Consider the following 13,578-nt stretch of genomic DNA (forward strand, 5'->3'; position numbering starts at 1 on the left):
CGATTTGTTATTCAGCAAACTTTCAGCTGACGGAAGCCATTTTTCTCTGTATGCTTAAGAATGAAACCTTTCTGTAAAAGAGACGTATAAATAACGACGAAAAAAAGGGAGGTAGGTATTTTTGAGAGAGCAGCCAAAAAACCAAATCAGTCCAGACGGATTAAAGGTTTGGCGACTTCAAGAGATCATCATATCCGCTGTTTGCTTACTTATTGTCATTGCAGTTGCAGTGTTAAGCTATTATTTTCATTGGCCGTACTGGATCAGCAGCGTGCTCGGCGCGGTTTGGCTGCTGGGATCGATTGTGACGGTCTTTATCATTCCGAAGGTCCGTCATAAGGTGTGGCGATATGAAGTCCATGAACATGAAATAGATATTCAGTCAGGTATTTTTGTTGTGACACGTGTGATTGTTCCGATGGTCAGAGTTCAGCACGTCGATACGTCACAAGGGCCATTATTGAAAAAATACAACCTGGCAACGGTGAAAATTTCCACGGCCGCGACCGTTCATTCGATCCCCGCTTTAGAGATGGAGGAAGCGGATCGGCTGAGAGACTCCATTTCCCGTCTGGCAAGGGTGACTGACGATGATGTCTGAACCGAAACGCCTGCACCCGGCAGCAGTTATTTTGAATTTATGCCATACCATTATTCAAACGATAAAAAATATCATTCTGCCATTCTTTTTTGTGTATATTGTCAATTCAAACCATACTGTCCGTTTTTACGGAGCCATTGCGCTCGGTGTGCTGTTCATCTGGCTTGTAGCGGCAAGCATTATCAAATGGAGAAGGTTTACCTATCGAATTGAAGATGATGAATTTAGAATCGAAGAAGGCTTATTTGTGACGAAAAAGCGATACATATCGATTGATCGCATTCAAACGATGAATACAAGCGCAGGCCTTGTTCAGCAAATCTTTAAGCTTGTGAAGCTGCAAATTGAAACAGCAGGCGGAGGCAAGGAGGCAGAAGCCGTCCTTTCTGCTATTTCTGTTGAAGAAGCCGAGCGCATCAAAGAAGCTGTCTTTAAGAAAAAAGCGCAAAGACGAGAAAATGAACTTGATGAAGAACGGCTTGAAGCTGAAGAGGAGTTGGTTCCGGCCGTTGAGGTGCAAGAGCACTATCGCATGAACGCGAAAGAATTGCTCATGGCCGCTTCTACCTCCGGCGGAATCGGAGTCATTATCTCCGCTGTATTTGCACTTATTTCCCAGCTTGATGAAGTGCTGCCAATGGATTGGTTATTCGATAAATTTTCCTTCCTTAAGCACGCCAGTATTGGTATTTACGCGGTACTCATTTTTATCGGTTTATTTATCGCCTGGATTTTCAGTATCGCGGGCATGATGTTTAGATACGCGAACTTTCAAATTATAAAAAAAGAGCAGGAACTGGTGATTTCAAGGGGAATTATTGAAAAACATCAAGTCACGATTCCGCTGCGAAAAATACAAGCCATTAAAATCAAAGAAAATATTATTCGCCAGCTTTTCGGATTTGTAACGGTGTCCATCGTCAGCGCAGGAGGCGGCGACCGGGAAAAAGAAGAAGGCGCTTTGACTATTCTCTTTCCAATGATTCATAAAAAAAAGCTTCCGCACATGCTCCGAACATTTACGCCGGAATACACGCTGGAAGAAAACTGCCGCCGCCTGCCGCGGCGCGCGTTGAAACGCTATTTGTTCCGTTCTGTCATTTTTTCACTCTTTTTAATCATTCCGTTATGTATCTTCTTTCAGCCATGGGGCTATCTGTCAGTCATCCTGCTGCCGATAGAATTGTTCTTCGGCTATCTCGCGTATAAAGAGGCTGCATGGACGATCAACGGGGACCGTCTTCAGCTGACGTCTAGATTTATAGGCAGAACAACCGCCATTGTATTGAAAAAACGAATGCAGGTCTGCAAGTTCAGCCAATCCTATTTCCAAAAGAAAGGCCGCTTGTATACCATTTCTACTTCGGTGAAATCATCGAGCCACATGGAAGAATTAACGGTGAGGGATGTAGGTGAACAGGATGCAGCCTTCATTTTAAACTGGTACTCATATGAAAAAGCGGACGGTTAATACCGCCGCTCTTTTTTTTGCACGCATAAAAACGAAAGAAGAAACCCGCCGCATAGTCCAAACAGATGGGCCATCATGTTAATATTGGAGTTGATAAACGACATGAGAACGGCAAATGCGAGCAGTGTGATGATCATTTTGGAATGCTCCTGCCCTATTAGCTCATTGCGAAAAAGAACCATAAACAGGTACACGCCGAATAGCCCGAAAATTGCGCCTGAAGCACCGACATGCACGTAATCAAGCGGCTCTGTAACATAAGTGCCGATATTGCCGATGATGCCGGAGCCGGCGTATACAAGAAGGAAACGCGCTTTTCCCAGCATGCGTTCCAAAGCCGGGGCAAATAAAAAGATGGACATGGAATTAAACAGCAGATGTGTGAAACCGGCGTGCAGCAAAATCGGTGTGATCAGCCGCCACCATTCACCGTTTGCGACACCTAGATTATAGCCTGTGACGGTATCCCTCCATAACACGACTGAATGGGCAGGAAGTGAAAAAAACAGCCAGAGAACAGCTTGCAAAGCCAATATAAAGGTGACAACGGGGTAAAACCTGATAAACGTTTGAAAATTTTCAGTCCGTATAAACATTCCGAGCCCCTTTTCTTCATTTTGGTATATCTATAGTAACACGTTTATGAGACAAACCATTTAAATAGTACGTACGCAAAGGAGGTTATCATACATGATTTACGGCATTGGGCTGGACATTACCGAGCTTAAACGGATCGCCTCTATGGCTGGACGCCAGAAAAGGTTTGCCGAGCGGATTTTGACGCGAAGCGAGCTTGACCAATACTATGAGCTTTCAGAGAAAAGAAAAATCGAATTTCTCGCGGGCAGATTCGCGGCAAAAGAAGCTTTCTCGAAAGCGTTTGGCACCGGCATTGGGAGGCAGCTCAGCTTTCAGGACATTGAAATTAGGAAAGACCAAAATGGCAAGCCCTATATCATTTGCACGAAACTGAGCCAGGCTGCCGTTCACGTATCGATCACTCATACAAAAGAATACGCTGCCGCGCAGGTTGTGATTGAAAGGTTGTCAAGCTAGTCTGCATATTAGGGAAACCCCACTCATATATTTGATAGTGCATTAAGGGAGACAAGTTGTTTGAGGCTTTTATGGTACGCATCTGTTCTGCCTAAACGTGTACCGAGCGTACCGTTAAAGTCAAACAAGCGATTTCTTCCTTTTACATCAATTGAGAAAAAGGGGTTGAAAAAGGTGAGAAAAAGCTTTGTTTTGCTTTTAACGGGACTGCTTGCTGTTCTTATTCTTTCTGCCTGCGGGCAAAAAACACAGCAAGATATTGTGGCCGGGTTAGATGAAAAGGCGAAAGAATACACCTCGTACAAAGCAAAAGCGAAAATGACCATCGAGACAGGGAGTGAGCCTCAAGTATACAATGTGGAAATCTGGCACAAAAAGCCGTCTCTGTACAGGGTTTATTTAGAAAATCCGAAAAAGGACCAAAACCAAGTCATTTTACGAAATGAAAACGGAGTATTCGTTCTCACGCCGTCTTTAAATAAGAGCTTCAGATTTCAAAGCGATTGGCCGAACAACAGCAGCCAGGTTTATCTGTTTGAATCGCTCGTAAAGGATGTTCAAAACGATTCGGATGCAGTTTTCACAGCGAAAGAAAAGAAATACGTATTCGAAACAAAAACAAACTATCAGCATAACAAAATGCTGCCCACGCAAGAAATTACATTTAACAAAAAAGATATGAGCCCGTCATCTGTCAAAGTGATGGATACTGACCGGAAAGTGATGGTCAAAGTAGAATTCAGCAGCTTTGAATTTAATAAACAATTTGATAAAGAATCATTTGATGAAAAGAAAAATATGACTCTTTCTCAAATGGATGTTGCCACAAGCGCAAAGCCTTCAGATACATTTGCGGTCAAAACGCCGCTGGAACTGCCGCTTGGCGTCAAGCTGCTTGAAGAAAAAGATATATCTACTGAAGACGGGAAGCGCATCATCATGACGTACGGAGGAGAAAAATCATTTACGTTAATTCAGGAAAAAGCCCAGATTGCCAAGGCTTCCTCCTCCGTTACGCTGAACGGCGAACCGGTAAATCTCGGCTACACCATCGGCGCCCTGTCGGATGCATCATTATCATGGACATATGACGGCGTAGATTACCTTCTCTCTTCTAAAGATCTTTCTAAAGAGGAAATGGTGACAGTAGCGAAAAGCATGCAGGGACAATCATCGAAATAACCGCCAAAGGCCAAACATGATTTGGCCTTTTTTTCGTTAGACATCGTTTCCCTTTAGCCTTTAATTTTAGTATGATATGTAAATGATATTGAATAAAAGCTAGGAAGTGTCGTAATGAGCACAAAACCTTTTTACAGAGATACGTGGGCGGAAATTGACTTGTCCGCGATAAAGGAAAATGTCAGCAATATGAAAAAACATATCGGTGAACATGTCCACTTGATGGCAGTTGTGAAAGCAAACGCCTACGGGCATGGTGATGCAGAAACAGCAAAGGCTGCTCTTGACGCAGGTGCTTCATGCTTGGCTGTGGCCATTTTGGATGAAGCGATTTCACTGCGCAAAAAGGGCTTGAAGGCGCCTATATTGGTGCTTGGCGCGGTTCCCCCAGAGTATGTGGCAATCGCTGCTGAGTATGACGTGACCTTAACAGGTTATTCTGTTGAATGGCTTCAGGAAGCAGCCCGCCACACGAAAAAAGGTTCTCTTCATTTTCATCTGAAGGTCGATACGGGGATGAACAGGCTTGGTGTAAAAACAGAGGAAGAAGTTCAGAACGTGATGGCAATTCTTGACCGCAACCCTCGTTTAAAGTGCAAAGGGGTATTTACCCATTTTGCGACAGCGGATGAAAAAGAAAGAGGCTATTTCTTAATGCAATTTGAGCGTTTTAAAGAGCTGATTGCTCCGCTGCCGTTAAAGAATCTGATGGTCCACTGCGCGAACAGCGCCGCCGGACTCCGGCTGAAAAAAGGCTTTTTTAATGCAGTCAGATTCGGCATCGGCATGTATGGCCTTCGTCCGTCTGCTGACATTTCGGACGAGATACCGTTTCAGCTGCGTCCGGCATTTACCCTGCATTCGACGTTGTCACATGTCAAACTGATTAGAAAAGGCGAGAGCGTCAGCTACGGAGCCGAGTACACAGCAGAAAAAGATACATGGATCGGGACGGTGCCTGTAGGCTATGCGGACGGCTGGCTCCGAAAATTGAAAGGGACCGACATCCTTGTGAAGGGAAAACGCCTGAAAATTGCCGGCCGAATTTGCATGGACCAATTTATGGTGGAGCTGGATCAGGAATATCCGCCGGGCACAAAAGTCACATTAATAGGCCGGCAGGGGGATGAATATATTTCCATGGATGAGATTGCAGGAAGGCTCGAAACCATTAACTATGAGGTGGCCTGTACAATAAGTTCCCGTGTTCCCCGTATGTTTTTGGAAAATGGGAGTATAATGGAAGTAAGAAATCCTTTATTGCAGGTAAATACAAGCAATTAACTTACCTAAATGGAGAATTCATAAAACAGCTTTGCTTGAAGAGTGAATAATGGTATCATTATCACTGGATGGATAAAAGAGTCGTATCCGTAAGTTTGGTGGAGGTGTATGTTTTTTGTCTGAATCCAGCGCAAGAACCGAAATGAAAATCAGCTTGCCCGAAAACCTAGTAGCTGAATTGGATGGTGTAGCGATGCGGGAGAAACGAAGCAGAAACGAACTGATATCACAAGCAGTGAGAGCGTATGTCAGCGAACGAACAACTCGTCACAACCGTGATTTGATGAGACGCGGCTATATGGAAATGGCGAAAATCAACCTGAATATTTCTTCTGAGGCTCACTTTGCGGAGTGCGAGGCTGAAACGACAGTTGAGCGCTTAGTCAGCGGAGGATAATCATTTGATTGTGAAACGCGGCGATGTTTATTTTGCTGATTTATCTCCTGTTGTTGGCTCAGAGCAAGGCGGGGTGCGCCCGGTTTTAGTGATCCAAAATGACATCGGAAATCGCTTCAGCCCAACTGCTATTGTTGCAGCCATAACAGCACAAATACAGAAAGCGAAATTACCAACCCACGTCGAAATCGATGCAAAACGCTACGGTTTTGAAAGAGATTCCGTTATTTTGCTGGAGCAAATTCGGACGATTGACAAGCAAAGGTTAACGGATAAGATTACTCATCTGGATGATGAAATGATGGATAAGGTTGATGAAGCCTTACAAATCAGTTTGGCACTCATTGATTTTTAGACATATTTGCAGGTTGCTCACATAGAGCAACTTTTTTTGTTTTCAAAAAACATAAGCGATATAATAGTGAAATAACGAAAAAAATATGTTGTTTTTTATTGGGAGGTAAGCGAATTTGATGTCGAATCAGACTGTATACCAGTTCATTGCCGAAAATCAAAATGAACTGCTCCAACTGTGGACTGACACACTAAAAGAATTAAGCGAGCAAGAATCCTATCAGCTGACTGACCAAGTGTATGAAAATATATCTAAAGAATATATCGACATTCTGTTGCTGTCTGTTAAGGACGAAAACGCTGCTGAAAGCCAAATCAGCGAACTGGCGCTTCGAGCGGTCCAAATCGGACTGTCTATGAAGTTTTTGGCTACTGCGCTTGCTGAATTCTGGAAGCGTCTCTACACGAAAATGAATGATAAGAGATTGCCAGATCAAGAGAGCACGGAATTAATCTGGCAGATTGACCGCTTTTTCAGCCCGATTAACACAGAAATTTTTAATCAATACTCAATCTCATGGGAAAAAACAGTATCTTTGCAAAAAATCGCGCTGCAAGAGCTGTCTGCGCCGCTTATCCCGGTGTTTGAAAATATCACTGTGATGCCTCTTGTCGGAACAATTGATACCGAACGCGCGAAACGAATTATGGAAAACCTTCTTAATGGCGTCGTCAAACACCGTTCCCAAGTCGTGCTGATTGACATTACAGGTGTCCCTGTCGTCGATACGATGGTTGCCCATCATATTATTCAGGCATCAGAAGCTGTAAGGCTTGTCGGAGCAAAATGCCTGCTGGCCGGAATCCGTCCGGAAATTGCTCAAACAATCGTCAACCTGGGGATTGATTTATCCCAAGTTATAACTAAGAATACCCTGCAAAAAGGAATTCAAACAGCATTGGAAATGACGGATCGAAAAATCGTTTCATTGGGGGAATAACATTTTGAGACATCCGAAAATCCCGATCTTGAAACTGTATAATTGCTTATTAGTGTCCATTCAGTGGGAACTTGATGACCAGACAGCATTAACCTTTCAAGAAGACTTATTAAATAAAATATACGAAACAGGTGCTAACGGAGTCGTCATTGACCTGACATCTGTGGATATGATTGATTCATTTATCGCGAAAGTGCTGGGCGACGTCATTACAATGTCTAAGTTAATGGGGGCTAAAGTCGTCTTGACCGGCATTCAGCCTGCTGTGGCAGTGACACTGATTGAACTTGGAATCGCACTTGAGGAAATCGAAACTGCGCTCGACTTAGAGCAGGGGCTTGAGACATTGAAGCGGGAATTGGGGGAATAGCGAATGAACGACCAATCCTGTGTAAGAATCATGACAGAATGGGATATTGTGGCCGCCAGACAGCTGGGACGAAACGTTGCGAAAGAACTGGGTTTCGGCACGGTAGACCAGGCTAGAATTACAACGGCTATTTCAGAATTAGCCAGGAATATTTATTTATATGCCGGCAAAGGGCAGATTGGAATTGAACAGGTCGCAGACAGAGGAAAAAAAGGCCTGAAAATCATAGCGGAAGACCAAGGGCCGGGAATTCCTGATATCCGAAAAGTCATGGAAGACGGGTTTTCAACGTCTGGAGGACTTGGTGCGGGACTTCCCGGGGTCAAAAGGCTGATGGATGAATTCAGCTTAAATTCCGTAGCGGGGGAAGGAACAGAGATACAAGCCATCAAATGGCTTCGGTAGGAGGTAAGAACGTGGATTTTAGGGAGGTTATTGAGCAGCGGTATCATCAGCTGCTTAGTCGATATATAGCCGAATTAACAGAAACATCTTTATATCAAGCCCAAAAATTCAGCCGAAAAACAATCGAGCACCAAATTCCTCCGGAAGAAATCATCAGCATTCACAGAAAAGTGCTGAAGGAGCTGTATCCAAGTCTCCCGGAAGATGTGTTTCATTCGCTGGATTTTTTAATAGAAGTCATGATTGGTTATGGAATGGCTTATCAGGAGCATCAAACCCTTAGAGGGATACAGCAGGAAATCAAATCAGAAATTGAAATCGCGGCAAATGTCCAGCAGACGCTGCTCGGAACTAAAGTTCCTCAGGAGGAAGCGCTGGATATCGGCGCCATCAGTGTTCCCGCTAAACAGATGAGCGGTGATTACTACCACTTTGTCAAAGACAAGGAATCCATCAATATCGCAATCGCGGACGTGATCGGAAAAGGCATTCCAGCGGCTTTATGCATGTCCATGATTAAATACGCGATGGACTCTTTGCCGGAAACGGGCATACACCCTTCTCAAGTGCTGAAAAATTTGAATCGTGTTGTTGAACAAAACGTTGATGCCAGTATGTTTATTACGATGTTTTATGCGAATTACAATATGGACAAGCATCAATTTACATATGCTTCAGCGGGACATGAACCGGGATTCTATTATTCTCAAAAAGACAACACGTTTTACGATTTAGAGGCCAAAGGACTCGTTCTCGGCATCTCGCAGGACTATGACTACAAACAATTCGATCAGCATCTGGAAAAGGGCGATATGATTGTTTTATTTTCTGACGGCGTCACAGAATGCAGAACGGAAAACGGTTTCTTGGAGCGTCCTGATCTGCAGAAGCTCATTGAGGAACATATGTGTTCCTCCGCGCAGGAAATGGTCAAAAACATTTATGACAGCCTCCTCAAATTGCAGGATTTTCAGCTTCACGATGATTTTACGTTAATTGTTTTGCGGAGAAAGGTTTAACGTCTGTCAGACGAGGGTATAAAGCAACTAGTGATTTGAAGGAAAATTTGAGGTGATACGAATGAATATAAATGTTGATGTGAAGCAAAACGAGAATGATATACAAGTAAACATTGCAGGAGAAATTGATGTATACTCAGCACCGGTGCTTAGAGAGAAGCTCGTTCCTCTGGCAGAACAAGGAGCTGACTTAAGAATTTGCCTGAAAGATGTCAGCTACATGGACAGTACCGGATTGGGCGTTTTTGTAGGGACCTTTAAAATGGTGAAAAAACAAGGTGGTTCGCTGAAACTTGAAAATCTTTCTGAACGGCTGATCCGACTGTTTGACATTACAGGCTTGAAGGACATCATTGATATTTCTGCAAAGTCAGAAGGTGGAGTGCAATGAAGAATAATGCTGATTACATCGAAATGAAAGTGCCGGCCCAACCTGAATATGTGGGAATTATAAGACTGACGCTGTCAGGGGTCGCAAGCAGAATGGGCTATACGTACGATGAAATTGAAGATTTGAAAATCGCAGTCAGCGAGGCGTGCACAAATGCGGTTCAGCACGCTTACAAAGAAGATAAAAATGGGGAAGTGTCAATCCGATTCGGTGTGTTTGAAGACCGTTTAGAGGTTATTGTGGCGGATGAAGGAGACAGCTTTGACTTTGATCAAAAGCAGCAGGATCTAGGGCCGTACACACCTTCGCACACAGTTGATCAATTATCAGAAGGAGGGCTCGGTCTATATTTAATGGAAACGCTCATGGATGAAGTCAGAGTGCAAAACCACTCCGGCGTCACCGTAGCGATGACAAAGTATTTAAATGGGGAGCGAGTTGATCATGACACAACCATCAAAAACTACGAAACTAACTAAAGATGAAGTCGATCGGCTCATAAGCGATTACCAAACAAAGCAAGATGAACAGGCGCAGGAAACGCTTGTGCGGGTGTATACAAATCTGGTTGACATGCTTGCGAAAAAATACTCAAAAGGCAAAAGCTTCCACGAGGATCTCCGCCAGGTCGGCATGATCGGGCTGCTAGGCGCGATTAAGCGATACGATCCTGTTGTCGGCAAATCGTTTGAAGCTTTTGCAATCCCGACAATCATCGGTGAAATTAAACGTTTCCTCAGAGATAAAACATGGAGCGTTCATGTGCCGAGACGAATTAAGGAACTGGGTCCAAGAATCAAAATGGCGGTTGATCAGCTGACCACTGAAACACAAAGATCGCCGAAAGTCGAAGAGATTGCCGAATTCCTCGATGTTTCTGAAGAAGAGGTTCTTGAAACGATGGAAATGGGCAAAAGCTATCAAGCCTTATCCGTTGACCACAGCATTGAAGCGGATTCGGACGGAAGCACCGTCACGATTCTTGATATCGTCGGATCACAGGAGGACGGATATGAGCGGGTCAATCAGCAATTGATGCTGCAAAGCGTGCTTCATGTCCTTTCAGATCGTGAAAAACAAATCATAGACCTTACGTATATTCAAAACAAAAGCCAAAAAGAAACTGGGGACATTCTCGGTATATCTCAAATGCACGTCTCGCGCTTGCAGCGCAAAGCTGTGAAGAAGCTCAGAGAGGCCTTGATTGAAGATCCCTCGATGGAGTTAATGTAATGATCCAGGTTGAAGAAAACGAGCATATTCAAACTCTAGTATATCAACTGAATAAAGAAGGGAAATCGATTTGCGGTGACAGCTTTTTTATGAAAGCTGATGATAAGGAGTTAATTTGTGCGGTTGCTGACGGACTGGGAAGTGGATCACTTGCTAACGAATCCTCTGCAGCCATCAAAGACTTAGTGGAAAACTATGCGAATGAAGACGTAGAAAGCATTATCGAACGCTGTAATCAGGCGATGAAAAACAAAAGAGGCGCTACAGCATCTATCCTGAAAATCAATTTTGAGCAAAGGCAGTTTACGTACTGCTCTGTCGGAAATGTACGGTTTATTCTGCATTCCCCGTCTGGTGAAAGCTTTTATCCTCTGCCGATTTCGGGCTATTTATCAGGCAAGCCGCAAAAATACAAAACGCACACCGCCACCTATGAAAAGGGTTCAAAGTTCATTATACATACAGATGGACTCAACGTACCTGATATCCGCTCCCATTTGAAAAAAGGCCAATCGGTAGAAGACATATCGAATTCGCTGAAAATGTATACGACATCGAGAAAAGATGACCTGACCTATATTCTCGGACAGCTGTCCTAAGAGAATAAGAACAAGAAGAAGCTGGAATACCGGCTTCTTTTTTTTATGTGTTTTTTTCGGTTTTTGATACACTAGAGAAAGAACGACAAAATTGGAGGCTTTGGTTACATGGAAACGTCAGCCCTTTTAAAACAGCAAATTGCGAAAGAAATAGGTTTATCACAAAAACACGTTGAAAGTGTCATCCGCCTGCTTGAGGACGGCAATACAGTCCCGTTTATTGCCCGGTATCGAAAAGAGCAGACGGGTTCAATGGATGAGGTTCAGATTCAGACGATTTCTGAACGCTGGCAATACATACAAAACCTGAATCAGCGAAAAGAAGAAGTCATCAGGCTGATTGCAGAGCAGGATAAACTGACAGATGATCTAAAACGTAAAATCGAGCAATCGGTGAAGCTTCAGGAAGTGGAAGACCTTTATCGCCCTTATAAACAAAAACGTAAAACAAAGGCGACAGTCGCCAAAAGCAAAGGCCTTGAGCCGCTTGCCGACTATATCCTGACACTTCCACAAGAAGATCGTCTGGCAGCAACAGCAGACCAATACATCAGCGAAGAAAAAGAAGTGTTCACACGAGAAGAAGCGATTGAAGGCGCCAAGCACATTATTGCGGAACAAATCTCAGACGAGCCGACTTTCAGAAAGTGGATTCGTCAGGAAACCTTCAAAAGAGGAACCATTAAGTCTGCAGCCGGAAAGTCGGCAGACACCGATGAGAAAAATGTGTATGAAATGTATTACGAGTATGAAGAGCCAATTGCAAAAGTCGTTCCGCATAGGGTGCTGGCAATGAACCGCGGCGAAAAAGAAGACATTTTAAAGGTGTCGATCGAACCGCCTGCGGATCACATTAAGGCGTATTTAGAAAAACAAATCATCAAAAATCGCTCAACATCCGTAAAAGAGATTTTGCAGGAGACAATTGAAGACAGCTATAAAAGGCTGATCCAGCCGGCAATCGAGCGTGAAATCAGGAAAGAGCTCTCAGAAAAAGCTGATGAACAGGCGATTCATATTTTCTCAGAGAATTTGAGAAAGCTTCTTTTGCAGCCGCCGATGAAAGGCAAAACCGTTCTCGGTGTTGACCCAGCCTTTCGAACTGGCTGTAAGCTCGCTGTGTCAGATGAGACCGGAAAAGTCTTGAAAATTGATGTGATCTATCCGCATGCGCCAGTCAACAAAACAAAAGAAGCCCATGAAAAAGTAAAAAAGATTCTTGAGCAGTATCAAGTCGAGATGGTGGCGATCGGAAACGGCACAGCATCCAGAGAAACAGAGCAATTCATCGTAAATGTACTGAAAGACATGCCGCGCAAAATTTATTATGTGATTGTCAATGAAGCGGGAGCAAGCGTCTATTCGGCTTCAGAGCTTGCTCGAGAAGAATTCCCTGACCTTAAGGTTGAAGAGCGCAGTGCCGTATCTATTGCGCGAAGACTTCAAGACCCGCTCGCGGAGCTCGTTAAGATCGATCCGAAGTCTGTTGGTGTCGGGCAGTATCAGCATGACGTCAGCCAAAAACGCTTAAATGAATCTCTGCGGTTCGTCGTCGAAACGGTTGTAAACCAGGTGGGAGTAAACGTTAACACAGCCTCCGCCGCGCTGCTTCAATATGTAGCTGGATTATCGAAGTCTGTAGCAGGCAACGTTGTCAAAAAACGTGAGGAAATCGGAAAGTTTTCAAATCGAAAAGAACTGAAGGACATCCCGAGGCTCGGTGCGAAAACCTATGAGCAATGTATCGGTTTCTTAAGAGTGCAGGAAGGGACAGAGCCTTTGGATAGAACAGGCATCCACCCGGAAAGCTATAAAGAAACAAAAGCGCTTTTGAAAAAACTCGGACTTTCAACAGAACATATCGGCACGGCGGAATTGAAGGATAAAATCAATCAGCTGGCGCTTTCTGAAACGGCAAAAGAGCTGGGAATCGGAGAAATCACTCTGAAAGATATTTGTGAACAGCTGACAAGGCCGGAACGCGATCCACGTGATGAGGTGCCTAAGCCTTTGCTGAAAACAGACGTCCTTCAGCTGGAAGATTTGAAAGAGGGAATGGAACTGCAGGGCACCGTGCGCAATGTAGTGGACTTCGGAGCGTTTGTTGATATCGGAGTTAAACAAGACGGGCTTGTGCATATCTCAAAACTGAGCAATCAATTCGTTAAGCATCCTCTTGATGTCGTATCTGTCGGCGATATCGTGACAGTTTGGGTTGACGGCGTAGATGTACAAAAAGGCAGAGTATCGCTGTCTATGGTAAAATAAAAGCACT

17 protein-coding genes are annotated in these 13,578 nt (G+C 44.0%); 16 read left to right on the forward strand and 1 reads right to left on the reverse strand.

The annotated features are described in order from the left end of the window. The first annotated feature begins 121 nt into the window (after positions 1-121). Together MHH79_RS02590 and MHH79_RS02595 are read left to right on the forward strand one after the other, a co-directional pair. Positions 122-601 (forward strand): PH domain-containing protein, encoded by a 480-nt coding sequence (locus tag MHH79_RS02590; RefSeq protein WP_015382829.1) that lies wholly within the window; start codon positions 122-124, stop codon positions 599-601. Then, a complete protein-coding gene (locus tag MHH79_RS02595) occupies positions 591-2,072 on the forward strand; it encodes a PH domain-containing protein (protein WP_063336097.1) in 1,482 nt (493 codons plus the stop codon). The genes MHH79_RS02590 and MHH79_RS02595 overlap by 11 nt, the downstream gene beginning before the upstream one ends. Here the strand turns inward: MHH79_RS02595 and MHH79_RS02600 are convergent. Then, a complete protein-coding gene (locus MHH79_RS02600; protein ID WP_015482831.1) occupies positions 2,069-2,668 on the reverse strand; it encodes a rhomboid family intramembrane serine protease in 600 nt (199 codons plus the stop codon). The genes MHH79_RS02595 and MHH79_RS02600 overlap by 4 nt on opposite strands. A gap of 94 nt (positions 2,669-2,762) precedes the next feature. Here MHH79_RS02600 and acpS point away from each other — a divergent pair, with 94 nt between their 5' ends. From acpS to MHH79_RS02670, 14 genes are all read left to right on the forward strand, one after another. After that, positions 2,763-3,128, forward strand: coding sequence for a holo-ACP synthase (gene acpS, locus MHH79_RS02605; RefSeq protein WP_015252768.1), 366 nt, complete (start codon positions 2,763-2,765; stop codon positions 3,126-3,128). A gap of 165 nt (positions 3,129-3,293) precedes the next feature. After that, positions 3,294-4,310 carry an outer membrane lipoprotein carrier protein LolA gene (locus tag MHH79_RS02610; protein WP_003234282.1) on the forward strand — a complete coding sequence of 339 codons (1,017 nt, stop codon included), beginning with the start codon at positions 3,294-3,296 and terminating at the stop codon, positions 4,308-4,310. A gap of 114 nt (positions 4,311-4,424) precedes the next feature. Continuing rightward, a complete protein-coding gene (gene alr / locus MHH79_RS02615) occupies positions 4,425-5,594 on the forward strand; it encodes an alanine racemase (RefSeq protein ID WP_015252766.1) in 1,170 nt (389 codons plus the stop codon). Positions 5,595-5,709: 115 nt separating this feature from the next. Beyond that, the gene (endB, locus tag MHH79_RS02620; protein ID WP_003225183.1) at positions 5,710-5,991 is read left to right on the forward strand and encodes a type II toxin-antitoxin system antitoxin EndoAI; all 282 of its coding nucleotides are present in this window, start codon (positions 5,710-5,712) and stop codon (positions 5,989-5,991) included. A 4-nt stretch (positions 5,992-5,995) separates the two neighbouring features. After that, entirely contained in the window at positions 5,996-6,346 is a 351-nt protein-coding gene (ndoA, locus tag MHH79_RS02625; protein WP_003156187.1) for a type II toxin-antitoxin system endoribonuclease NdoA, read from the forward strand. A gap of 115 nt (positions 6,347-6,461) precedes the next feature. Beyond that, on the forward strand, positions 6,462-7,286 hold the full coding sequence (rsbRA, locus tag MHH79_RS02630) for an RsbT co-antagonist protein RsbRA (RefSeq protein WP_009966610.1): 825 nt from the start codon (positions 6,462-6,464) through the stop codon (positions 7,284-7,286). Positions 7,287-7,290: 4 nt separating this feature from the next. Next, positions 7,291-7,656, forward strand: a complete 366-nt coding sequence (rsbS, locus tag MHH79_RS02635; RefSeq protein ID WP_003225190.1) for an RsbT antagonist protein RsbS — start codon at positions 7,291-7,293, stop codon at positions 7,654-7,656. Positions 7,657-7,659: 3 nt separating this feature from the next. Beyond that, entirely contained in the window at positions 7,660-8,061 is a 402-nt protein-coding gene (gene rsbT, locus MHH79_RS02640; protein ID WP_003246640.1) for a serine/threonine-protein kinase RsbT, read from the forward strand. An 11-nt stretch (positions 8,062-8,072) separates the two neighbouring features. Next, positions 8,073-9,080, forward strand: coding sequence for a phosphoserine phosphatase RsbU (rsbU, locus tag MHH79_RS02645; RefSeq protein ID WP_003234295.1), 1,008 nt, complete (start codon positions 8,073-8,075; stop codon positions 9,078-9,080). A gap of 61 nt (positions 9,081-9,141) precedes the next feature. Then, positions 9,142-9,471 (forward strand): anti-sigma factor antagonist RsbV, encoded by a 330-nt coding sequence (gene rsbV, locus MHH79_RS02650; protein WP_003234298.1) that lies wholly within the window; start codon positions 9,142-9,144, stop codon positions 9,469-9,471. Continuing rightward, positions 9,468-9,950 (forward strand): anti-sigma B factor RsbW, encoded by a 483-nt coding sequence (gene rsbW / locus MHH79_RS02655; protein WP_003234299.1) that lies wholly within the window; start codon positions 9,468-9,470, stop codon positions 9,948-9,950. Before rsbV ends, rsbW begins: the two co-directional genes overlap by 4 nt. After that, complete coding sequence (gene sigB / locus MHH79_RS02660; protein ID WP_003246715.1) at positions 9,916-10,704, forward strand: RNA polymerase sigma factor SigB; 789 nt, start codon at positions 9,916-9,918, stop codon at positions 10,702-10,704. The genes rsbW and sigB overlap by 35 nt, the downstream gene beginning before the upstream one ends. Continuing rightward, a complete protein-coding gene (gene rsbX, locus MHH79_RS02665; RefSeq protein ID WP_015382836.1) occupies positions 10,704-11,303 on the forward strand; it encodes a phosphoserine phosphatase RsbX in 600 nt (199 codons plus the stop codon). Before sigB ends, rsbX begins: the two co-directional genes overlap by 1 nt. Positions 11,304-11,411: 108 nt before the next feature. Further along, positions 11,412-13,571 (forward strand): Tex family protein, encoded by a 2,160-nt coding sequence (locus tag MHH79_RS02670; protein WP_340034976.1) that lies wholly within the window; start codon positions 11,412-11,414, stop codon positions 13,569-13,571. Positions 13,572-13,578: the final 7 nt, after the last annotated feature.

This window comes from Bacillus sp. FSL K6-0993 (assembly GCF_037977205.1).
Taxonomy (GTDB): Bacteria; Bacillota; Bacilli; order Bacillales; family Bacillaceae; genus Bacillus; species Bacillus subtilis.

What these genes read in the sequence shown, in the direction of transcription:
- alr (WP_015252766.1), top strand. Translation starts at nt 4,425, where the DNA reads ATGAGCACAAAACCTTTTTACAGAGATACGTGGGCGGAAATTGACTTG.
- MHH79_RS02670 (WP_340034976.1), top strand. Translation starts at nt 11,412, where the DNA reads ATGGAAACGTCAGCCCTTTTAAAACAGCAAATTGCGAAAGAAATAGGT.
- MHH79_RS02595 (WP_063336097.1), top strand. Translation starts at nt 591, where the DNA reads ATGATGTCTGAACCGAAACGCCTGCACCCGGCAGCAGTTATTTTGAAT.
- acpS (WP_015252768.1), top strand. Translation starts at nt 2,763, where the DNA reads ATGATTTACGGCATTGGGCTGGACATTACCGAGCTTAAACGGATCGCC.
- sigB (WP_003246715.1), top strand. Translation starts at nt 9,916, where the DNA reads ATGACACAACCATCAAAAACTACGAAACTAACTAAAGATGAAGTCGAT.
- rsbT (WP_003246640.1), top strand. Translation starts at nt 7,660, where the DNA reads ATGAACGACCAATCCTGTGTAAGAATCATGACAGAATGGGATATTGTG.
- rsbV (WP_003234298.1), top strand. Translation starts at nt 9,142, where the DNA reads ATGAATATAAATGTTGATGTGAAGCAAAACGAGAATGATATACAAGTA.
- MHH79_RS02600 (WP_015482831.1), bottom strand. Translation starts at nt 2,668, where the DNA reads ATGTTTATACGGACTGAAAATTTTCAAACGTTTATCAGGTTTTACCCC.
- rsbX (WP_015382836.1), top strand. Translation starts at nt 10,704, where the DNA reads ATGATCCAGGTTGAAGAAAACGAGCATATTCAAACTCTAGTATATCAA.
- rsbW (WP_003234299.1), top strand. Translation starts at nt 9,468, where the DNA reads ATGAAGAATAATGCTGATTACATCGAAATGAAAGTGCCGGCCCAACCT.